This is a genomic window from Streptomyces sp. CY-1, assembly GCF_047218265.1.
Classification (GTDB): Bacteria; Actinomycetota; Actinomycetes; order Streptomycetales; family Streptomycetaceae; genus Streptomyces; species Streptomyces niphimycinicus.
In genome coordinates this window covers 427,538-448,140 of sequence record NZ_CP178393.1, presented here as the reverse complement: position 1 = coordinate 448,140, position 20,603 = coordinate 427,538, and the positions used below count along the sequence as shown (strand labels likewise).

The 20,603-nt window shown below is 72.2% G+C and carries 21 protein-coding genes; 6 read left to right on the top strand and 15 right to left on the bottom strand.

Annotation, left to right across the window (positions count from 1 at the left end):
* Positions 1-17 precede the first annotated feature (17 nt).
* Complete coding sequence (locus ACK1X7_RS02090; RefSeq protein ID WP_390794270.1) at positions 18-929, bottom strand: SDR family oxidoreductase; 912 nt, start codon at positions 927-929, stop codon at positions 18-20.
* Between the two features lie 125 nt (positions 930-1,054).
* Between ACK1X7_RS02090 and ACK1X7_RS02085 the strand changes: the two genes are divergently transcribed.
* On the top strand, positions 1,055-1,624 hold the full coding sequence (locus tag ACK1X7_RS02085) for a TetR family transcriptional regulator (RefSeq protein WP_385146001.1): 570 nt from the start codon (positions 1,055-1,057) through the stop codon (positions 1,622-1,624).
* A 91-nt stretch (positions 1,625-1,715) separates the two neighbouring features.
* Here the strand turns inward: ACK1X7_RS02085 and ACK1X7_RS02080 are convergent, their stop codons facing one another.
* From ACK1X7_RS02080 to ACK1X7_RS02040, 9 genes are read right to left on the bottom strand one after another with little or no spacing between them, the layout of a single operon-like run.
* Positions 1,716-2,279 carry an HD domain-containing protein gene (locus ACK1X7_RS02080; protein WP_398159229.1) on the bottom strand — a complete coding sequence of 188 codons (564 nt, stop codon included), beginning with the start codon at positions 2,277-2,279 and terminating at the stop codon, positions 1,716-1,718.
* Entirely contained in the window at positions 2,276-3,106 is an 831-nt protein-coding gene (locus ACK1X7_RS02075; protein ID WP_413114564.1) for an inositol monophosphatase family protein, read from the bottom strand. Before ACK1X7_RS02075 ends, ACK1X7_RS02080 begins: the two co-directional genes overlap by 4 nt.
* Entirely contained in the window at positions 3,103-4,362 is a 1,260-nt protein-coding gene (locus tag ACK1X7_RS02070) for an alpha-D-ribose 1-methylphosphonate 5-triphosphate diphosphatase (protein ID WP_398159227.1), read from the bottom strand. Before ACK1X7_RS02070 ends, ACK1X7_RS02075 begins: the two co-directional genes overlap by 4 nt.
* Complete coding sequence (locus ACK1X7_RS02065; protein WP_385151741.1) at positions 4,359-5,135, bottom strand: ATP-binding cassette domain-containing protein; 777 nt, start codon at positions 5,133-5,135, stop codon at positions 4,359-4,361. The genes ACK1X7_RS02070 and ACK1X7_RS02065 overlap by 4 nt, the downstream gene beginning before the upstream one ends.
* Positions 5,136-5,140: 5 nt before the next feature.
* A complete protein-coding gene (locus ACK1X7_RS02060) occupies positions 5,141-7,006 on the bottom strand; it encodes an alpha-D-ribose 1-methylphosphonate 5-phosphate C-P-lyase PhnJ (protein WP_385151737.1) in 1,866 nt (621 codons plus the stop codon).
* Positions 7,003-8,133, bottom strand: a complete 1,131-nt coding sequence (locus ACK1X7_RS02055) for a carbon-phosphorus lyase complex subunit PhnI (protein WP_398159225.1) — start codon at positions 8,131-8,133, stop codon at positions 7,003-7,005. Before ACK1X7_RS02055 ends, ACK1X7_RS02060 begins: the two co-directional genes overlap by 4 nt.
* Positions 8,133-8,828 (bottom strand): phosphonate C-P lyase system protein PhnH, encoded by a 696-nt coding sequence (phnH, locus tag ACK1X7_RS02050; RefSeq protein WP_385151731.1) that lies wholly within the window; start codon positions 8,826-8,828, stop codon positions 8,133-8,135. The genes ACK1X7_RS02055 and phnH overlap by 1 nt, the downstream gene beginning before the upstream one ends.
* On the bottom strand, positions 8,825-9,247 hold the full coding sequence (locus ACK1X7_RS02045) for a phosphonate C-P lyase system protein PhnG (RefSeq protein WP_385151728.1): 423 nt from the start codon (positions 9,245-9,247) through the stop codon (positions 8,825-8,827). The genes phnH and ACK1X7_RS02045 overlap by 4 nt, the downstream gene beginning before the upstream one ends.
* Positions 9,248-9,281: 34 nt before the next feature.
* On the bottom strand, positions 9,282-10,046 hold the full coding sequence (locus ACK1X7_RS02040; RefSeq protein WP_390794265.1) for a GntR family transcriptional regulator: 765 nt from the start codon (positions 10,044-10,046) through the stop codon (positions 9,282-9,284).
* 263 nt (positions 10,047-10,309) lie between these two features.
* Here ACK1X7_RS02040 and ACK1X7_RS02035 point away from each other — a divergent pair, with 263 nt between their 5' ends.
* Complete coding sequence (locus ACK1X7_RS02035) at positions 10,310-11,140, top strand: M23 family metallopeptidase (RefSeq protein ID WP_398159224.1); 831 nt, start codon at positions 10,310-10,312, stop codon at positions 11,138-11,140.
* 25 nt (positions 11,141-11,165) lie between these two features.
* Here the strand turns inward: ACK1X7_RS02035 and ACK1X7_RS02030 are convergent, their stop codons facing one another.
* The gene (locus ACK1X7_RS02030; RefSeq protein WP_390794154.1) at positions 11,166-12,011 is read right to left on the bottom strand and encodes a helix-turn-helix domain-containing protein; all 846 of its coding nucleotides are present in this window, start codon (positions 12,009-12,011) and stop codon (positions 11,166-11,168) included.
* Positions 12,012-12,193: 182 nt separating this feature from the next.
* On the opposite strand from ACK1X7_RS02030, the gene ACK1X7_RS02025 reads away from it, so the two are divergent.
* Positions 12,194-13,117 (top strand): alpha/beta hydrolase, encoded by a 924-nt coding sequence (locus ACK1X7_RS02025; protein WP_398159223.1) that lies wholly within the window; start codon positions 12,194-12,196, stop codon positions 13,115-13,117.
* Positions 13,118-13,159: 42 nt separating this feature from the next.
* Complete coding sequence (locus tag ACK1X7_RS02020) at positions 13,160-13,705, top strand: AAA family ATPase (protein ID WP_413114563.1); 546 nt, start codon at positions 13,160-13,162, stop codon at positions 13,703-13,705.
* Here the strand turns inward: ACK1X7_RS02020 and ACK1X7_RS02015 are convergent.
* Genes ACK1X7_RS02015 through ACK1X7_RS02005 form a run of 3 tightly spaced genes read right to left on the bottom strand, consistent with a single transcriptional unit; the run spans position 13,662 to position 17,482 of the window.
* The gene (locus tag ACK1X7_RS02015; RefSeq protein ID WP_413114562.1) at positions 13,662-15,293 is read right to left on the bottom strand and encodes a VWA domain-containing protein; all 1,632 of its coding nucleotides are present in this window, start codon (positions 15,291-15,293) and stop codon (positions 13,662-13,664) included. The two genes, ACK1X7_RS02020 and ACK1X7_RS02015, sit on opposite strands and share 44 nt — an antisense overlap.
* Positions 15,294-15,312: 19 nt before the next feature.
* Positions 15,313-16,524, bottom strand: coding sequence for an AAA family ATPase (locus tag ACK1X7_RS02010; RefSeq protein ID WP_385151706.1), 1,212 nt, complete (start codon positions 16,522-16,524; stop codon positions 15,313-15,315).
* A gap of 1 nt (position 16,525) precedes the next feature.
* On the bottom strand, positions 16,526-17,482 hold the full coding sequence (locus ACK1X7_RS02005; RefSeq protein WP_390794158.1) for an AraC family transcriptional regulator: 957 nt from the start codon (positions 17,480-17,482) through the stop codon (positions 16,526-16,528).
* A gap of 100 nt (positions 17,483-17,582) precedes the next feature.
* On the opposite strand from ACK1X7_RS02005, the gene ACK1X7_RS02000 reads away from it, so the two are divergent.
* Positions 17,583-18,509, top strand: coding sequence for an MBL fold metallo-hydrolase (locus ACK1X7_RS02000; RefSeq protein WP_390794159.1), 927 nt, complete (start codon positions 17,583-17,585; stop codon positions 18,507-18,509).
* Between the two features lie 15 nt (positions 18,510-18,524).
* Here the strand turns inward: ACK1X7_RS02000 and ACK1X7_RS01995 are convergent, their stop codons facing one another.
* Positions 18,525-19,727 carry an erythromycin esterase family protein gene (locus ACK1X7_RS01995; protein ID WP_390794160.1) on the bottom strand — a complete coding sequence of 401 codons (1,203 nt, stop codon included), beginning with the start codon at positions 19,725-19,727 and terminating at the stop codon, positions 18,525-18,527.
* Positions 19,728-19,785: 58 nt separating this feature from the next.
* Here ACK1X7_RS01995 and ACK1X7_RS01990 point away from each other — a divergent pair, with 58 nt between their 5' ends.
* Complete coding sequence (locus tag ACK1X7_RS01990; RefSeq protein ID WP_398159218.1) at positions 19,786-20,601, top strand: TioE family transcriptional regulator; 816 nt, start codon at positions 19,786-19,788, stop codon at positions 20,599-20,601.
* Positions 20,602-20,603 lie beyond the last annotated feature (2 nt).

Sequence of the window (20,603 nt, the reverse complement as noted above, 5' to 3'; positions counted from 1 at the left end):
GCCCCGGTGCGAGGCGATCAGGACGGCGGCGTGGCGAAGTAGTCGCCGTGCTCCAGGTCGTCGAGCAGTGTCGGGTGGGTGGGCGACCAGCCGAGCAGCTCCTGGGTATGAGAGCTGGAGACGGGCGCGTCGATGCCGTAGACGGTGGCCATGAACGGGCTGACGAAGTGCCCGGCGGCCTCGTCCGGGGTCAGCGAGACCGCGGGCAGATCGAGGGCTCGGGCGATCGTCTCCGCGATAATCTTGAAGGTGACGCCGCTTTCGGCCACTCCATGCAGCACGCTGCCCGCTGGAGCCTGCTCCAGTGCCAGGCGGAACAGGCTCGCCGCGTCGAGCCGATGCACCGCGGGCCACCGGTTGCCGCCGTCGCCGACGTACGCCGAGATGCCGGTCTTTCGCGCGGTGGCCACGAGCATGCCGATGAATCCGTAGTCCCCGGGGCCGTGGACGGTGGGAGCGAGCCGGACCACGCTCGCACGTACTCCCTGGGCGGCGAAGCCGAGGCACGCCCGCTCGCCCGGGATCCGGAATCCGGCGATCCCGGCCGGGTCGGGCTCGTCCTTCTCGGTGGTCTCCCGTCCGAGGGGCATGACGAGCGTGCCGGAGGTGCTGACGAACGGCTTCCCCGAGTGTTCCAGCGCTCGGCCGAGCGTCTCGATCGCGGTCCGGTCGCGCCGCATCATGTCGTCGGGGTCGGCGAAGTCGCCACCGAAGGCCATGTGCAGGACGCCGTCGGCGGCTTCGGCGCCGCTCCGCAGGCTGTCGAGGTCGTCCAGGGAGCCGCGGTGCGGTGTGGCGCCCAGCGACTCCAGCCGAGCGGCGGCGTCGTCCGAGCGCGCCAGGCCGGTGACGGTGTGGCCGGCCGCGACGAGCTCGGCCACGATGGCGGGGCCGGTCAGGCCGGAACCGCCGGTAACGAAGACATGCATGAAACGCTCTCCCACTTAATGTCAGTGACTGGCACTACTTAGTGCCAGTCACTGACTCTACGCGTAGTGCCAGTCACTGGCGCAATGTGGTGTCGGTCACTGACACAACGCGATAGACTCGGGGCGTGCCACGGAGCGGACTAGAAGCGCGCCGCCGTCTTCAGCAGGCGGCGCTGGAGCTGTACCGGGAGCGGGGGTTCGACCAGACCACCACGGCTGAGATCGCCGCCCGGGCCGGTGTCAATGAGCGCACGTTCTTCCGGCACTTCCCGGACAAGCGCGAGGTGCTCTTCCATGGCGAAGCCGACCTGCGCGCCGAGCTGATGCGATCGGTGGCCGAGGCGCCCGACGGTCTTCAGCCCCTCGAAATACTGCTCCGCGCCTTCCGGGAAGCCGGACGGATCCTCGAGGAGAACCGCCCGTTCTCCGAACCGCGGCTGGAAGTCATCGCCAGGACACCAGCGCTCCGCGAACGCGAGTTGGCCAAGGCCGCGTCGCTCACCGAAGCCGTGGCGGAGGCGCTGCGGCAGCGCGGTGTCGCCGACCGGCTGGCCGGCCTGGCCGCCCAGACCGGCTGGGCCGCCTTTCACCAAGCGGCCGGGGCCTGGATCGACGACCCCTCACAGAGCCTGGACGCGCATCTCTCACGGGCCTTCGACGACCTGCGTGCCCTCTCCGCGACGTCGGGAAGCTAGACCGGGAGGGCAGACGCTCGTCGCTCCGTCGACCAAGCGCACAACGCCCCGGGGGCAGGCCGCTCGGCCTGCCCCCGGGGCGCCACCGCCGTCAGGTCCGCCGTGCCGCGACGCAGCGGACGTGGGCCGCCAAGAGGTCCGGCATCGTGAGCCGCGGGCCGTCCGGATCCTTCGCCGCGTCGTCCCAGCGGCGCAGCGCGACCGCGTCCGCACACAGCGGATGCGCCGCGAACTCCGCCGCCTCGTGCTCGTCCATCGGACCGCCCTGGACCTTCAGCGACGCGATCGACGCCGGGCTGAGCAGGGCGTGGTACGCCGGATCGGTCGCCACCAGATAGCGCTTGGCCGGTACATGCTGGGCGATGACCCACGCCGCCCGCTCGCTCACCCGGCGCCGGGCGAACTCGGCGCCCGCCACCTCGTGCGGCAGTCCCGGGTGTTCGGCCCGGACCGGCCGGGCCCGGCCGATGTCGTGCAGCGCCGCGGCCACCACCAGTTCGTCGTCCGCGCCCGCGTCCCTCGCCAGCCACGCCGTCTGAAGCGCGTGGGTCCGCTGGTCGACGGCCTCCCCGCCGTACGGCAGGCCCGCGAGGCCGTCGACGAGTGCGGTCAGCTCCTCGCCCGTGAGCGGGGCAGCGGGAATACCGCCGGTCATCGGTCCTCCGTTCCGCGGATGGTCTCCGCCAGTTCCTCCGCGAGCCGCGGGGTCGCCGCCACCACACCCGACCAGCGGCGGGTGAGGTCGGGGTCGATCTCCAGCGGCCGGCCGTGCACATCGATCACCGCGCCGCCCGCCGCGGGGACCGTCACCATCGCGGCCGCCAGGTCCACGATCCGGTGGGTGTCGGAACCGGCGTCGGCGAACGCGTCCGTCGACCCCTCGGCCACCAGCACCGCTTCCAGGCAACTCGTCGACAGGATGCGGATCCTGGCCGCCCGGGTCGCCACCCGCCACCACGCGTCGGCGATATGCGGCTGCGGCCGCAGCAGACTCACCGCCGCGCCGTCCAGCTCCGTACGGCCGTTTGTGCGGTACGGCGAGGGCCGGCCCGCCACCGTGTGCCAGCAGCGCCCGGTGTCCAGCCAACTGGTCAGTGCCTCCGTCGGCACTCCGTCCACCGCGATGACGCCCGCGAAGGCGGACAGGGGGACACCGGAGGCGGCGTTCGCGGTGCCGTCCACCGGGTCGGTGACCAGTGTGACGGCGGAGCCGTTGTCGATATGGCCCAGCTCCTCGCTGAGCAGATTGATCCGGTGGGCGTTCACGACCTCGGCGATCGCGGTGTCCACCAGGATGTCCAGCCGCATCGTGGGCGTACCGTCCGCGCCGACCTGTACCTTCTCGGCGAGCTGGGCCCGGTCGTACGCCTCGCGTGCGGCGCGGAACGCGTCCGTGGCGGCCCGGGTCGCCTCGGCCAGCGCCGGGTGGACGCCGGAGGGCAGATGCGGTTCGGGCACCCGCCAGGGGATCCGGCCGCTCATGCCGCGTCACCTCCCAAGGCCCCAGAGGCTCCCGAGGCCGCGCGCAGGACGGCCGCGACCACGGGCCAGGGGCGGCCCGGTTCGGCCAGCACCAGGTCGGCCCGCAGACCCGGCGTGAGCCGCCCGCGGTCCGGGAGACCGGCCACGTCCGCGGCGCCGCCGGTGACCAGGCCGACCGCCTCGGGCAGCGTCGCCAGCCCGTCCTCGGCGAGCAGCAGTGCCGCCGAGAGCAGCCCCGACGGCAGGTAGTCGGAGGCGAGCGCGGTGACCAGGCCGCGGCCGACCAGCTCACGGCCGGACGCGTTGCCGTTGTGCGAATGGCCGCGCAGCACGTTGGGCGCGCCCATCACGACCGGCATGCCGTGCTCGCGAGCGGCCTTCGCGGCCGCCGTCGTGGTGGGGAACTCCGCGACCGAGCCGCCCCGATCGCACAGCTCCTCGATCTCCCGCGGCGAGCTGGGGTCGTGGCCGAGCAGCCGGATCCGGCCCGCCCCGGCCTGCTCGCCGAGCCACTCCAGCGCCTCCTCGCGGACGTCGAGCCGGCCGTCCCGGTCCTCGATCAGCCGGTCGACGTAGGCGCGGGCCTCCTCCTCGGTGACGCCACGGGTGCCGACGAGATACCGCTCGTAGTAGCCGCGGTCCGCGTACTGCCCCTGCCCCGGGGTGTGGTCCTCGTGCGACACCAGGACCGGCCCCCGGGCGGTGCCACCGATCTCCGCGAGCCGCTGCCGCAGCCCGGCCAGGCCCTCCGGGCAGCGGATGTCCAGCCGGTGCAGGATCCGGTGGTCCACCAGGCCGTCGCCGCCGCGGCTCTCCACGGCCGCGCAGATCCGCCGTGCGCTCTCCAGGGTGCGGCGCATCCCGCGGCCACCGCTCTCCTCGAACGCCGCGCCGTGGAACGCCGTCGTCACACCGGCCGCGCGCAGCTTGCCCTCGAAGGACAACAGCGCGAACTCCATGGGAAGTTCGGCCCCGGGCCGCGGCAGCAGCTCCTTCTCCAGACCGTCGCTGTGCACGTCCACCAGACCGGGCAGACACAGCATCCCCTGGCCGTCGACATCGGCCTCCACACCGGCCGGGTGCGGTTCGACGGCCGCGATCCTGCCGTCCCGGACCGCGATCAGCGCGTCGTCCAGCAGCCGGTCCGGCAGCACCGCCCGTACGTGCCCCAGCACATAGTCCCGGGGCGGGTCGCCCAGCGTCCAGCCCTGGGCCGGTGCCTCGGCGGGTCCCCTGCTCACCAGTCCCGTGCTCATGCCGCGACCTCCAGCATCTGCTCCGGCGCGCCCTGCCGGGCGATCCGTCCGTCCCCGACGAATACCACCCGGGACGCCAGCCGCCGGATGGCGTCCATGTCGTGGAAGACGGCGAGGACGGCGACGCCCTGCCCCGCCAGCGAGTCGACCAGCTCCAGCGCGGCCTCCCGGTTGGCCGGGTCCAGTGCGGAGACCGGCTCGTCGAGCAGCAGCAGCCGGGGCGGCTGCACCGTGCCCGCGGCGAGGTTCACCCGCTGGCGCTCACCGCCGGAGAGGACACCGCAGTCGACGTCCCACAGCGTCTCGTCGAGGTTCAGCCGGCGCAGCGCGGCCGCGGCGGCCTCCCTCGCCTCGCCCCGGTCGAGCCCGCGCCGCCGGGCGGTCGCGGCGACGACCTCCAGCGGGCCGGTGCGCGGCGGTGCGGCGAGGAACTGTGACACATAGCCGAACTGCCGGCCGCGCAGCCGGGCCATCTCCCGGTCGGGCAGCGTGGTCAGCTCGACCGTCCCGGCCGGTGTGCGCAGCCGTACGGAACCCGAGTCCGGCAGGTAGGTGCGGTACACACAGCGCAGCAGCGAGGACTTGCCCGCACCGCTGGGGCCCGCGAGGGCGACGTGTTCGCCGGTGTGCACATCAAGGTCGACACCGCGCAGCGACGGCACGGTCCGCCCGTCGATGCTGTGCAGGGTGAAGGACTTGTACAGGGCGCGCACGGACAGCACGGTGCCCTGGTTCTCGGACGGGGAGTGGGTGGTGTCGGCGGTGGTGTTCACCGGGCTCACCTCCGGGCGGCGGCGACGAGCCGCTGGGTGTAGGGGTGGTGGGGATCGTGGAAGAGCTGGTCGGTCAGGCCCTGTTCGACGACCCGGCCCATCTGCATGACCAGCGTGCGGTCGGTCAGCGCCTCGATCACCGAGAAGTCGTGGCTGACGACCACGGCGGCGACGTCCCGCTCGGCGAGCAGGCTCCGCAGCAGATCGAGCACACCGGCGGCGACGGAGGCGTCCAGACCGGTGGTGGGCTCGTCGAGCAGCAGCACCGGCGGTTCGGTGGCCAGGGCCTTGGCGATCTGCACGCGCTGCCGCATGCCGCCGGAGAAGGTGTGCACCGGGTCGTCCATGCGGGACAGCGGCACCTCGACCCGGTCCAGCAGCTCCGCCGCGCGGCGCCGGATGGCGTGATAGCCGCGCCGGCCCGCCGCGGTCAGCCGCTCGGCGATGTTGCCGCCGGCCGAGACGCGCAGATCGAGTCCGGCGGCCGGGTCCTGGTAGACGACGGCCATCGAGTCGATCCGCAGCCGCCGCCGTACGGCCGCGGGGAGCGCCAGCACCTCGGACGCGCCGTCGTCCACCGAGGCCAGGTGGACCTGTCCGGCCGTGGCCGGTTCGTCGCCGATGACACAGCGCAGCACGGTGGACTTGCCGGAGCCCGACTCGCCGATGAGGCCCAGGGCCTCGCCGGGCGCCACGTCGAAGGAGACGTCCCATGCGGCCACCACCGCACCGGTGTACGGGCTGATCGCGGTGCCATGCTCGGGACCCGTGCCGGGTACGGCCGCTGCGCCGCCCGCGCCGTGCACCTTGCCGATGCCTTCGACCCGCAGGGCCCACTCGGGGCCGCCGGCCCGGGTCCCGCGGGCGGGCGCCGGCCTGTCGTCAGCCTCGGCGGCAGGGGCCACGGGCGCGCCCCGGCGCCCCGCGCGGGCCGCCGGATCGGGCAGCAGGGCCAGCGGTGCGCGCTCCCGGTGCGCGCCGGTGTCGGCGTCCCCCGCCTGGACCCGCGCGCACCACTCGGTGTCGCTGCACGCGAAGGCGCCCTCGGTACCGGCGTTGACGAGGTAGACGTCGTCGCTGCCGCAGAACTTGCAGCGCCCGCCCGGCTCGTGCTCGACCTCGAAGGGCACATCGTCGAAGGTGAGGGGCCGCACCTCGGTGTGCGGGGGAACCGCGTAGAGGCGCTTCTCCCGGCCGGCGCCGAAGAGGTTGAGGTGCTCGGCCTCGTGGAGCCGGGGGACGTCCCAGCGCGGGATGGGGCTGGTCGCCATCACATAGCGGCCGCCGACCAGGACCGGGTAGCCGGTGCTCGCGGTGATCATGCCGTTGCGGACGATGTCCTCGTAGAGGCTGACCCACATCGCGGAGTAGTCGCCCTCGGCGTGCATCCGCGCGCATTCGGCCACCGACTTCTGCACACCGCGCAGCGGCTCGGGCACCGGCACCTGGTAGACCAGCACATGCTGGGCGCCCAGCGCCTCCTCGGGGACGCGATGCCGGGTCTGCACGACCGTGGCCTCCCGGGTGTCGGCGGACTCGCCGCACCCGGTGGTCCCCGCGATCATGCGGCGCAGATTGGTGGCGTTGACCCCGGCGTCATCGCCCTGGTCGATCACCTTCACCGTGTCCTCGGCACCGATCACCCCCAGGGTGACCTGAAGTCCGCCCGAGCCCCAGCCGCGCGCCACCGGCATCTCCCGGGAACCGAAAGGGACTTGGTAGCCGGGCACGCAGACCGCGGCGAGCGCGGCCCGGCGGATCTCCCGCTTGGCGTCCTCGTCGAGGATCCCGGCGGGCGGGCTGCCCGCGTCCGCCTCGGCGACGAGCGCGCCGATCCCGGACACCTGTGGTGTGTCGTACGTCGTGCTCATCGGCAGTCCTTTCCGGCGGGCTCGGCGGCCCGGGCGGGCGGGTCCTCTCCCGCCTCGGCGGCGGCCCGCATGGCTTGCTTGCGCTCGACCATCGAGCGGAAGGTGACGTAGTGGGGGAGCTTCAGGTGCTCCAGGAAACCGCCCGAGTCGAGGCCGTCGATGGTGAGCAGCAGCAACTGCTCCAGCGGCCCGCTGCGGCCGAACCGGCGGTTGGCGATGTCCAGGTTGGCCATGGCGATCGCCTTGCGCTCGTTGTGCCCGAAGCACAGGCCGTAGCCGATGTCGAAGCGCGTACGGTCCTCGTCCGCGCCGTCCAGGTCCTCGATGGCCTCGGCCTCGGTGACCCGGAACTCGCCGACGGTGACGGGGTTTCCCGTGTGCGGGTGGCGGACCCGCAGCGGCAGCCGCCCGTGCCGCAGCTCACCCAGGGTGATCTCGTGCACATCGCCGTCCGGCCCGAGGATCGAGCGGTACCACAGTGCCACCAGCGCGCCGGATTCGGCGCGGGCCATGGCGGCCAGGACGGCGGACCGGTCGGCGGGCGGCCGGGCGGGCTTGCGGGTGATGTCGTGCGGCTCCCGATCGTCGGCGGTCCGCCCCTCGGCCAGCAGCTCCATCTTCCGCAGCAGGTCCATGAACCGGCGGGGGCTGCGCTGCTCCTCGGTGCGCTGCGCGCTGTCCGTGGCCTCCGCGGTGGCCGAGTCCTTCTGCGACGGCTTCGGCGGGCCGTCGGGCCGCTCCAGCAGGCGGCCGGTGTAGTCGGAGGTACGGCCGAGCAACTGCGGGCCGTCGGGCTCGCGGAACGCGGGCACGATGCGGCGTATCACGGTCATCTCGCCCGGGTCGACGGGTTCGCTGACCGCCAGCCGCGGCAGGGTTGACCGCTGCGCGCGCAGCAGGTGCGATGCCTCCAGGGTGTCCCCCTCGGCCTGCCGGAAGGCGTCGGCCGCGGTGGGCTCGTCGTACAGGCCGGCCTCGCCCATCACCCGGTCGACGGCCAGCCGGAACCGGGCGGTGATCTGCTCGGTGGACGACCATGGCGCGGGCGCGTGGTCCCGCTTGCGGCGGACCAGGTCCTCGGCGGCGAGAATCGCCTCGAGTCCTCCGCGTGCTCCCGAGTACCCCATCAGTCCTCCACCTCGGCTACGGCATCGGCCACGGCACCGGTCGCGGCACTGGTCGGCGCATCGGCCACGATCGTGACGGTCGTGCTGCGCGGCAGGCCCATGACGCGGCCGTCGGGCGTGGCGAGCAGCAGATCGGCCCCCGCGGGGAAACCGCCGACGGCCTCGGCACGCGCCGCCACGAACCCCTCCGGCACACCCCGCGGGGCGATGTCCCGTTCACCCGGCACACCGGGCCCGGACAGCCGCCAGGTGGACGGTCCGCCCTCCAGCGCGGTCACCGGCAGGCACAGAACGGCGCCGTCCTCCGGCGCGTCGGCGGTGCCGCGGGCCAGCCGCAGGATCTCCTCCGCCGCGACGGGCCGTACGGCGGCGGCGAGCCGGGCCTTCTCCAGTGGCACCGCGGGGGCGTTGGTGGCCACGCCCACCACGTCCGACCAGCGGTGCGAGCCATCCTCCTCCAGGACGCGGACACCGGTGCCGAGGTCCGCGAGCGCGAGGACCGGCAGCAGCGCGGACGGCACCGCGCCCGGGACGTCCGAGGGGAACCGGGCCACCGTGCCCGGCCTCGCCAGGGCGTCGAGCACGGCGCGGAAGACGCCCTGGGCCTGGGCCGGGCGCAGCTTGGCCGCGGTCACCAGCTCCGCGGTTCCGGAGGCGCGCGCGGCGGGTGCCGGTTCTGTTTCCACGGCGGTCACGTCAGCTCCTCGAATGCGACGACGGTCGGGGCGAGCTCCGCCCACTCCTGGCTCTCCCGCCGCTCGCGGCGTCCCGCGACGCGCTCGCACAGCAGGTCGATCTCGGCGGCCCGGGGGCGGCCGGACTGCGCCTCGGCGTCCAGCACCGCGGCGGCCAGCGCGGCCGCGCGGTCGTCCCCGAGACGCATGGCCCAGCCGCGGTGGCCGGCGAGCTCCACCTCGGCCCGGCAGGCCAGGACGTCACCGAGCAGGAACCGCTGCTCCAGGACCGGCTCGCGGACCTGCGCGGTCACGCACCCGACCTCGGGCCCCACCAGCACCCGTACCTGTGCCCCGTCGGCGATGCAGGCATCGGCCAGTTCGATCAGTTCGGCCCTCTCGGCCTCGGCCAGCAGGGCACAGCGATGCTCCCTGCTCATGACGTATGTCACTGCTTCTCCTGGTTCTCCTGGTTCATTGGGGTGTGGCGACTCTCCGCGGTGTGGCGACCTCGTCACCGGTGGCCGCCCGCTCGTCGAGTTCGACCACGACCCGGACGGCGTCGGCACGGGTCCAGGTACGGCTGCACATCAGGACGTTGCCGATCGCCTCGTCCCGGCTGACGCTCTCCACCAGCCAGGCGGGCTGGCTGCTCTCCATGCGCAGGACGCGCATGACCTCCGCCGGGGGGACGTCGATACTGACCCGGCACCAGGCCCGCATCGGCCGCACCCGCACCGTCTGGCGGAGCACGAGATCGACGGAGTCGACCGCGTGCAGTGCCAGATCCAGATGCGGCACCTCGTCCACCGGGATCCACTCATGGGTCCAGGAGGCGAGGAGGTCGTCGATGTAGAACTCGCGCACCACCTCGTGCACCGGCGACCCGACGGGCCGCTCGAACCTGTCCGCCAGTCCGGCGGGCAGGGGGATCGTGCGCACCGACTTGAGCAGCGCACGAGGTGTGGCGCCCGCCGCCGCGATCGTGGTGGACCACGACGGCGGGACGCTGCGCGAGATGACGTAGTCGATGCGCCGGTTGACGAACGTGCCCGACCCCTGGGTCCGGCGGACGACGAACCGTCGCTCCAATTCCTGAACGGCCGCGCGTGCGGCGGCCCGGCCCACGCCGAACCGCCGGGCGATCTCGGCCTCGCTGGCGACCCGTGTGCCACGGGCGCACTCGGCCAGCTCGGTGGACAACTGCTCCGCGATCTCCAGATACCTGGTCGCACTCACACCGGGAACTGTGATCGGCCCACTCGTCCGGACAACCTGCCGGATGGCCAACGAGTCAGGCCGGGAACGTGAACAAACGGGACAGTTGTTTCAGGATTCGAACCGGCCTTCTTCCTTGGAATCCAAGGTGTGCAGCGCGCTCGAGAGTTTCGTGATCAATCTGGTCTGGTGGCACGCCGGACATCTGGGCGAGCATCAAGCCCGTACCCATCGGCGGTGAACATCGCACGGCGAGAAGCCACGGCAAGGAACGAGGAGCATTCTTGTTGACGTCCCTGCGGAAACGACACGGTCTGGTCTTCGCCATCGGGGCGGTGTGCATCCTGGTGAACAGGCAGGGTCTGGGCCCGCTCTGGTTCTCAGGCGTCATTCTTCTGGTGCTCGGCGGGCTGATGCGCTGGGACCTGTGGCGTAAACAGCGCCCGCCGCAGGGACAGCCACCGGTCCCGGTCGAGGTGCCCGTCACCGGACGCTGGCAGGCCCTCAACGGCCCGGGCACGAAGGTGCCCAGCCACACGCACAGCCATGCGCAGACCTACGCCATCGACCTGACACACCACCCCTCGGCACAAGCCGCGCCACCGTTCCGCCGGATCTGGCCGCCGGGCCGCCGCCCGCACCATTACCCCGCCTTCGGCAGCCCCGTCCTGGCCCCCGGGGACGGCGTGGTCGTGGCCACCACCGACCGCCAGCGCGATCACTTCTCGCGCACCTCGCTGCCCGGCATCGCCTACCTCTGCCTGGAGGGCCTCATCCGCAGTCTGGGCCTGCCTCGCCATTTATGGGGCAACAACCTCGTGCTCAAGCTGGACCAGGGCGCGTATGCGGGCTTCGGGCACCTCAGGCGCGGATCCTTCCGGGTGGCCGCGGGCGACCGGGTCACGGTCGGCCAGCAGTTGGCCGAATGCGGCAACTCCGGCAACTCCTCCGAGCCACATCTGCACTTCCAGCTCATGAGCGGACCCGACTCCGAGACCGCCCACGGTCTGCCCTTCGTATGGCGCTACCGCGACGACGACGGCACCGAACATGGTGGGGTGCCCAAGGACGGCACCCACTTCACCCCGCCGCGGCCCTCCTCTCGGTCCCAGTGAGAGTTCGGAGTGGCGCGTTCTCCGGTCACCCGGCCGTCCAGGCGGTGAGGATGCGCAGGGCATCGTGCGACGGGGTGCCGGGATCGGCGGTGAGGACCATGAGGCGCTGCCCCGAGCCGTCGGGACTGCTCCAGACGTCGCAGTCCAGCGTGAGGTCACCGACCAGCCGATGCCGGTAGTGCTTGGTGCCGTAGCTGAGGTTGTTGACGCGGTGCTCGGCCCACCAGGTGCGGAAGTCGGCGTCCTGGACGGACAGTTCGCCGACGAGCTGGGCCAGCTCGGGGTCGTCGGGATCCGCCGCGGCCTCCATGCGCAGCGCGGCGACGGCGTCACGGGCGTCGTGCTCCCACTCCCGGTGCATATCGCGGACGATCGGGTCCGTGAACAGCAGACGGAGATAGTTGCGCCGCCCCGGTGGCGTCAGCGCGAAGTCGGTGAACAGGGCGGCGGCGGCAACGTTCCAGGCCACGATGTCCATCCGCTTGCCGAGAACGACGGCGGGGGTCCCCGTGAGCTGGTCGAGCAGGCGCCTCATGGCGGGCCGTATGCGCTGCGCGGACCCCCGCCGACGGCGCGGCCGGGCGTCGGACCTGCCGGCCAGTTCGTAGAGGTACCTCTGCTGGTCGTCGTCGAGGCGCAGCGCGCGGGCGAGGGTGGCGAGCACCGATACGGACGCTCGGACGCGGCCCTGTTCCAGCCGGGTGTAGTAGTCGACGCTGATGGCCGCGAGCTGGGCGACCTCTTGGCGGCGCAGTCCCGCGACCTTGCGATGCGAGTCCGTCTCGGGCAGGCCCAGGTCCTGCGGCGCGAGCTGGGCTCGGCGAGCCTTGAGGAAGGCTCCGAGCTCGCGGGGGGTGGGTGCCGGAGTCATGCCTCCCATTCTGGCGTGAGCGGCACACGTGGTGAGGGGGCAGATTTCTTCCCAGGCAAGAACGTGCCCCTTTTGCGTGCTCAGCGCCACACCGAGGGTGGAGACGTGCCTGGCGATGTGCCGGGCGCGGAGCCCACCGCAGGGGTGCGGCCCCGCCGAGACAGCACTCATGGAGCGTCCCCGTGGCGAAGACCGACGTCACCTTCGAAAGTGTCCGCATCCCGCTCGCCGGGCACCTCTGCCTTCCCGACACCCGGGCACCGGGGCCGCGCCCGGCGATCGTCGTCGGCCACCCCGGCAGCGGTGTGAAGGAGCAGGCCGCAGGTCTGTACGCGCGGCGCCTGGCCGAGAGGGGCTTCGTCACGCTCGCCTTCGACGCGGCCCACCAGGGCGAGAGCGGCGGCGAGCCGCGGGGTCTGGAGGACCCCGCCCACCGCGTCGAGGACATCAAGGCGGCCGTCTCCTACCTCACCACCCGAGGCGACGTCGACGCGGGGCGCATCGGCGCACTCGGCATCTGCGCCTCCGGTGGCTACGTACTGCCCGCCACCGCGAGCGATCACCGCATCAAGGCCGTCGCCACGGTCAGCGCCGTCGACATCGCCCGCCAGTTCCGCCTGGGAGCCGACGGAACCCAGGATCCGTCCGTGTTCCAGGGCATGCTGGAAGCCGCGGCGCAAGCACGCACCACCGAGGCCCGTGGCGAGGCGCCCCCGGTTCTGACCCTCTTCCCCGACACCGCCGAGCAGGCCCGCGCGCTCGGCGGAGAACACGGCGCCGAGGGCTTCGACTACTACCGCACCCCACGGGCCCGGCACGCCCGCTCGGCGGGCTTCTTCACCTGGACCAGCATCGACAAGATGGCCACCTTCGACGCCTTCACCCCGATCCCGCTGATCGGGCAACGGCCGCTGCTCATGATCGCCGGCACCCGCGCGGTCACCTCCTGGATGAGTGTCGAAGCGTTCCAGCGGGCGAATGGACCCAAGGAGATCCACTGGATCAACGGCGCAAGCCATGTCGACCTCTACGACAAGAAGCAGTATGTGGCCCCCGCCATCGAGAAGCTCACCGCCTTCTTCGGCGAGCACCTGGGCCAGCAGTGAATTCCGTCGACAGGCGCCAGGGCGGTCGTGACAATCGAGACCATGGACCGAGGTGGCCGAGGTGGCGAACTGGTGAGCGGTGGCGCGCTTCCCGTTCTGTGGCTGTGCGGACCACCGGGAGTCGGGAAGACCACGGTCGCCTGGGAGCTGTACTCCCAGTTCACACGGGCCGGGATCGAGGTCGGCCACGTCGACATCGACCAACTGGGCATCTGCTATCCCGAGCCCGCGGCGGACCCGGGCCGGCACCTCATGAAGGCACGCAACCTCGATGCGGTGGCGGCAGGTTTCCTGGCGGCCGGCGCCCGGTGTCTCATCGTGTCCGGAGTGGTGGATCCCGCCCAGGGGGTACACATCGACAGCATTCCGCGGGCCTCGCTGACGGTGTGTCGGTTGCGCGCCGACCGGGACGAGCTCCGGCGGCGGCTCGTCGGCCGCGGAGGCGATGCCTCGTTGGTCGAGGACGTGCTGCGGGACTCAGTGGCCGTGACCGCGCCCACGGGTGACGTGTGTCGGGGACGCGGGGCCGGGGGAGAAGGCCGGGTCAGATCACGCGGAAGAGGTCGGCGGCCGCGTGGACGTCGGTGAGGTCCTCGACGGCGCGGAGGTTGTCGCACAGGGCCTCCAGGACCGAGCCGGTATCGGCGGCGCGCGGGGCGCCTATGGCCACGCCGAAGACCCGGAAGCCCAACAGGTGCTTGGCGTCGTTCCAGCCGCGCATCCATTCCTCGGTGACGCCGCATTCGTCGTCGGTGATCATCACGATGTCGCCACGTGTGCGGGCGGTGTCGTTGAACTCCTTCTCCAGCAGCTCGCGGGCCGCTGTCAGCGGCGCCTGGTAGCTGGTGCCGCCGCCGAGGAAGGTCTCCGCGAAGTCGAGGATCCGGGCGATGCCCGCGGCCTGGTCGGACGGAAAGCGGAAGACCTGGATCTTGTCGGCGGCGGCGAACAGGACGCCGACGAAGTCACGCCCCGCATGGCGGGCCTGATCCAGCAGCGCCAGGGCGCACGCCTTGGCCCACGCCTCCCGGGTGACGCCGCCGGGCCCCGCCTCGTACATGGAGTGCGAGGTGTCCACGCACGCGATGATGGCGCCCTGGCCGGTGGCCTGCTCTCCCTGGCTGTCGTAGAGCATCAGCTCCCCGGCGGCGTAGCGCGCGGCGAACACCGCACGCAGCTCGGACAGGCCGAGGTTGGCCAGCTCGGACGGGATGACACGGGAGAGGTCATCGCCGAGCGTGACGCCGACCAGCTCGCCGGTGGCGTTCTCCACCTTGCGGGCGCGCTCACCGCCGGCCATCTGCCGGAAGCGACCGATCAGCTCGGCCCACTGTGCGAGCCGACCGGTGCGCAGCCGCTCGGCGAGCCGGGCGCGCTGGTCGAACGGCATCCGCTCCAGCTCGCCGGGGGCAACGCCCCATGCCCGCATCAGCGTGGCCTCCTCCCGTACGGCGCGGGCCGCCTTCGCCGCCGCGTTCCGCGCGGCGGCACGGATGCCGGGGGCCGCCGCCAGGGCCTGTGCGGCGTCCTGGGCGGCCTGCCGCGCAGCGGCGTCAGCGGCCTTGGCGGCCTCGATCGCCCGTTGTACGGCGTCGGCGGCCGGGGCCGGTACGGTGCCGACCCCGTTGGACCGGTCCGCCTCGTCGGCGGCCTGCTGGAGCGCCGCGCCCTCGGCGTCCCGCTGGGCCCGCTTCGCCCGCTCGGCCCGCTCCTGGGCCGTCCGGGAGCGCTCCAGCATCCCGCGCAGCGCGGCGGCCTGGGCGAGCACGGCCATGGCCGCGGCGTAGGGATCGCCGGCCGTCTCCCGGCGCAGCTCGGCGAACTCCAGTGACTCCACCAGCGAGGAGATGACCTGGTGGTTGACCAGCCGGGAGGGGTCCATCTCGGCGCGCTCGCGCAACCGCGGGCCGACCTTGTAGGCGGCCAGGAACACGTCGGTCAGGAGGTCGGTGGTGTAGCGGTAGTGCTCGTTCAGCTCCTCGGCCACATCGCGCAGTCCGGCCGACTGCTCGTAGGTGTCGCGCCATGTGATCCGGTCGAACCGGTCCGCGACCACGGCCGCGGTGTGCGCCTCGGGAGCGGCGGCGGCCCGGCCCAGCCACTTCCCGGCCCGGCTCGCCAGCTCGTCGAGCCGGCCCGGTGTCCGGCCGGGTGTCCCGCCCGGTGTCTCGCCCATGGTCCTGATCCCCCGGTGTTCAGAGCTGGGCCTGCACCGTGCTCGCGTCCACGCCGAGGGCCTCGGTCAGTACCCGGGCGCGGACGGCGCGCTGGCGGCCGGTGACCCGGTCGATGGCGGCGGTGGAGCGGCCCGCGCCGGCCGCGTCCTGGCGCAGCTTCTCCAGCCGCTTCCCCGCCATGGCGAGCTTGTTGTGGGCCTTCTTGATGACCCACTCGCTCAGCGCCTCGCGGGACTGCCCGGCCATGGCGTCGAGCTGGGCCTCCAGCTCCTCGATGGCGTCGGCCAGGTCGAGGGCCTCCTTGGCGTCGGGGTTGACCAGTTGCAGCACCTCGCGCTCGACGGTCGGACGCTGGGCGGGGGAGTCCCACAGCACATGCGTCAGCACCGACAGATCGGTCTCGGCGACCGCCGGACGGCCGTCGAGGTACGCGGACGCCTGGAGCAGGCCGACCGCCTGCCGCCAACGGCGGTCGGAGGCGATGAGCTCCTTACGGCGCAGGGCGGCCCGCAGCGTACACACCGCGTCGACGATCGCGTCGGGGACGTCCACGGCCGGGACGGCTTCGGTCACGGCGTGCCGTAACGCGGCCAGCTCGACCGTGGTCCGGGCCGGTGCCGCCGGGCGGCTGACGGCGGAGCGGACCAGCGCGGCGAAGTTCGAGGGGTCTTCCAGGTACCCGACCTCGATCCGGACCAGCAGCCGGTCGTAGATCGCGGCCGAATCCTCCCCGCTGGGCAGTTCGTTGCTCGCCGTGATGGCCCCGATCAAGGGGCAGCGGATCGGCTCGCCGCCGCTCTCGGGGTGGTAGATCCGCTCGTTGAGGTAGCCCAGCGTCTCGTTCAGCGCCGCCGTGGAGCACTTGAAAATCTCGTCGATGAACGCGACGTGCGCGGTCGTGGCGCGGCCGTCGTAGACCTGGCGGTACTCGCCCCGGGCCAGCGCGGCGACGTCGATGGGACCGAACATCCTCGTCGGCGCGGTGAACTTCGACAGCAGGATCTCCCAGTACGCCGCCCCCTCGATCCGGCCTGTGAGTTCCCGGGCCATCTCGGACTTCGCGGTTCCGGGCGGGCCGAGCACCAGTGAGTGCTGCCCGGCCAGCAGCGTCACCACCAGCGTCCGCACCACGTCGGCCCGCTCGTAGAAACGGTCCGACAGCTCGTCGCCGATCGCCCGCAGCCGCTTGGCCGTGTCCTGCGTGTCCTGCGTGTCCTGTGCGGTGTCCAACTCAACTCCCTGTCTGCGAAGCCCTGTTGGGCTCACGAGACGGCCCTTCCGCGACCTGCGCCCGATACCGCCCCGGTGTAATGCCGAACTCCCTCTCGAAGGCGTGTGAGAGTGCGTACGGGCTGCCGTAGCCGACTCGGCCGGCGATGGTGGCCAGGGTATCCGGAGTGTCTCGGAGCAGGGTGGCGGCAAGGATCACGCGCCACCACGTGAGGTAGGTCATCGGAGGGCGGCCGACCAGGGTGGTGAACCGGCGCGCCAGGGTGGGACGGGAGACGCCCGCCTCGGCCGCCAGACGGTCATTGCTCCACGGGGCGGCCGGGTTGGAGTGCATCGCCCGCAGGGCGGCGGCCGTCACCGGGTCGCCCAGTGCGCCGGGCCAGGCTCCGCAGGTGGTCTCGGCCATCCAGGAGCGGATCATATAGACGAGGAGGAGGTCGAGCAGATTCGGCAGCGCGACGCAGGAGCCGGGTCGGCTCTCGTCCAGCTCACCGGCGAGCAGGTCTATCGCGGCACGCAGTTCGAGGTGGCTGCCTACTCGGCTGGGGAGGTGGACGACCTCGGGCAGCTCCGCCATGAGCGGGTGCATGCGGCTACAGTCGAGCCAGTACTTGCCACAGAGCATCTCCGTCTCGTCGTGATCAGCCCGGGCTCGCGGCCCTTGCGCCACGAACCATTGCTCGAACGGCACCGCCTTCTCCTCCGCGGCCGCCGCATCGACGGGGGAGTCGGCGATCACATGGCCGGTGCCATGGGGCAGCAGCACCGCGTCACCCACGCCGAGCGGTACCAGGGTGCCGCCGTCGGTCAGCAGCCAGCAGTTGCCCTTCAGGACGACGTAGAAGCCCGCACCGTCGTAGGGGTCCAGCCGTGCGCACCAACTCCCACTCGCCCGCACCCGATGGGACCAGGGGTGGCCGAGGTGCACGGCAGAGATCGCGTCGCTCACCACATCCATGCGCCGAGGATATCTCTCGTATGAGACATGAGACGGATGCGTATTTTCTTGAGCTGGATGCGCATTGAGAGGATCGCTCGGCCTTTTTAGGTTCGAGCACATGATGAACGAGAACGAGCGTGTGCAGAGCATCGTGCTGGGGGATGTCGAGGTCATCCGGGTCATCGAGTGGCACAGGCCATTCCTGCCCACCTCCGGCATGTTCCCGGGAGCTACCGCCGAGGTATGGAAGGACAACGAGGACTGGCTGGCACCGGATCACTGGGAGCCGGACAGCGACCGGACGGTGCTCGCGCTACAGACCTGGGTGCTGCGCAGCGGTGGGCGGACCGTCCTGGTGGACACGGGAGCGGGCAGCGGGCGCGAGCGGCCGGGCATGGCGCCGTTTTTCCACCAGTCTCAGAGTGATTTTCCCGGCCTCCTGGCGAAGGCCGGTGTCCGCCCGCAGGATGTCGACGTCGTCGTCAACACCCACCTCCACGTCGATCACGTCGGCTGGAACACCGTTGACGTGGACGGGGAGTGGGTGCCGACGTTCCCCAACGCCCAGTACCTCATCCCGGCCGCCGACGACTCCCACTACGGTCCGGAGCATGCGAAGGGGAACGGTCTGCGCGAGGTCGACCGGCTGACCTACGAAGACAGCATCGCGCCCATCCACCGGGCCGGACAGGCCATGCTCTGGGATGGCCTCCACCGCATCGACGAACACCTCACCCTGGAGTCCGCGCCCGGCCACACTCCCGGTTCGTCCGTGCTGCGACTCGCCTCCGGGAGCGACCGGGCGGTTTTCGTCGGAGATCTGCTGCACAGCCCGGTGCAGATCCTCCAGCCCTGCTGCAACAGCGACGCCTGTCTGGCCCCGGGACAAGCGGTGGCCAGTCGCCGTCGGATTCTCGGACGGGCGGCCGATGAACGAGAGTTGCTCGTCCCGGCACACTTCGGCGGTGCGGGCGCCCTGGAAGTCCGGCGGAAGAGCGGCGGGTTCGCCCTCGGCCCATGGGCCGCATTCAGCCCGAAGAAGTAGCGCGGGTCAGCTCCGTCAGCTCTGCGGGACGTCCTTGACGAACACGATGCCGTGAGTGCCGGCCAGGTGGGCCGGGTCAAGTGGGGAGTAGCCGAACCAGGGGGACACGCGGGGCGCGGGCAGCGTGTCGCCGAGGGCGGTGGCCAGCCGTGGGGCGTCGATGACGCAGCGGTCCTCCGGGAGCGCGTACAGGAGCCCTTCGACGGTGTCCGGCGGCGGCGTGTCCACTCCCTGGTGCCGGATCGTGCCCAGGGCCGTGGCCACGAAGGCGTACTCCTCGCCGAGTCGGGCGCTCACCAGCGCACCGGCGCCCCACCACTCCAGCGGCATCCCGGCCATCCGCGTCGTGCTCTTCTCCCGCTGGAGATGGCCGTTGTGGGCGTGGACCAATGCCGGGCCCCGTTCCGCGAGGGTGCGGAGGTTGTGGGCCATCATCTGGTCCCGCAGCGCCACCAGCCAGGTCATACGGGCCGGTGAGGTGTCGGCCATCCAGTAGTGGTAGCGCAGCAGGCCGGTGGCGGTGCGCCCGTACAGCCGCGTCCGGTCCCAGTCGTCCCGAGGTGTCGCCGCGAGCAGGTGTGGTGTCTGCATGTCGAGCAGCGCCACCAGATCGTCGGCGAGCAGCCGCAACTCCCGAGCCTCGGCCGACCGCCCCACCGACTGGGTCGGGTCCATCATCGCGGCGGAGTCGGTCCACCGCTCGTCGGCGCCGAGCAGGCGGTCGAGCGTTTCCCCGGTGCAGGGGAGCAGATCCGCGTCCACCCGGTCCGCGAGGTAGCCGTGGAGCGCGGTGAGGGCCTGCCGGGGGCTCGCGGCGCCGGTGATCTCCAGCGGACCGTCGAAACCGGCGAAGCGGAGCCGATCGGACGCGGGCCTGCCGTTGTTGTGGGCGCGCATCCAGCGCACGAGTTCGCGGTTGGCCGCGGAGGCGCCCCAGCCGTGGCTGAATCCATGCTCCATGACCTCGTCGAGCGTGCCGGTGCCCGAGGTGACGTAGTCGTCCACGACCAGGCCCATCAGGCAGTCGCTCTCGATCGCGATCGTCCGGTAGCCCTCCTGCTCGACGAGCTGCCGGAAGAGCTCGTTGCGCAGGTCGAGCAGAGTGTCCTCGCCGTGGGTGGGCTCGCCCAGGGCGAGCAGCCGCGGCCGGGCCGGAAGCAGCCGCATGACGGCGGCGGCCTCGACGGCATGGGCGGTGTCCTTGATCTCGGTAGCCATGCCCTCAACGGTATCGTTGAACCTTCGGTTGAAACTTCTCCACGATATCGGCAGAACCATGGGACGAAACCTTCAAAGCGGTGCACGGCTCAGACCGGTTGATCTGGCGCGCGGGCACGGTCTGTCCACGCAGGCGATCAGGAACTACGAGGAGACCGGCATCCTTCCGGCCGCCGGTCGCACACCCCACGGCTACCGCACCTACACCTCGCTGCACGCGGCAGCCCTTCGCGCGTTCCTCGCCCTGGTGCCCGGCCACGGCCACCAGACGGCGACATCGATCATGCGGGCCGTGAACCAGGGCTCGGCCGATGAGGCGTTCCGGCTCATCGACGAGAGCCACGCCCAGCTTCTCGAGGATCGCCGGACCCTCCAGGCCGTGGAGAGCGCCCTGCGCGACCTGGAGCGCACCCCGGCGCCCGAACCCGGCGCGGGGTCCGAACCCGGCGCGGGGTCCGGGCCGGTCGCGGGGTCCGGGCCGGTCGCGGTGGCCGGGCCCGGCGGCACATTCATCGGGCCGCTGGCGGAGCAGCTCGGCATCGGGCCCGCGACTCTGCGCAAATGGGAGCGCGCCGGGCTGGTGCGCCCGCGCCGCGACCCGCTGACCGGGTACCGCGTCTACGACGAGGCCGCCGTACGGGACGCCCGGCTGGCCCACCAGCTCAGGCGGGGCGGCTACCTGCTGGAGCGGATCGCCCCGCTGATCGCCCAGGTGCGGGCCGCCGGGGGGCTGGAGCCGCTTCAGGCCACCCTGTGCGACTGGCACGGTCGGCTGTCCGCCCGCGGGCGGGCGCTGCTGACCGGGGCCGCGGAGCTGGAGGCGTACCTGCGCGAGCGCGGAAGCGGACTCCTCAGCGCCATCCCCGACGACTGAAA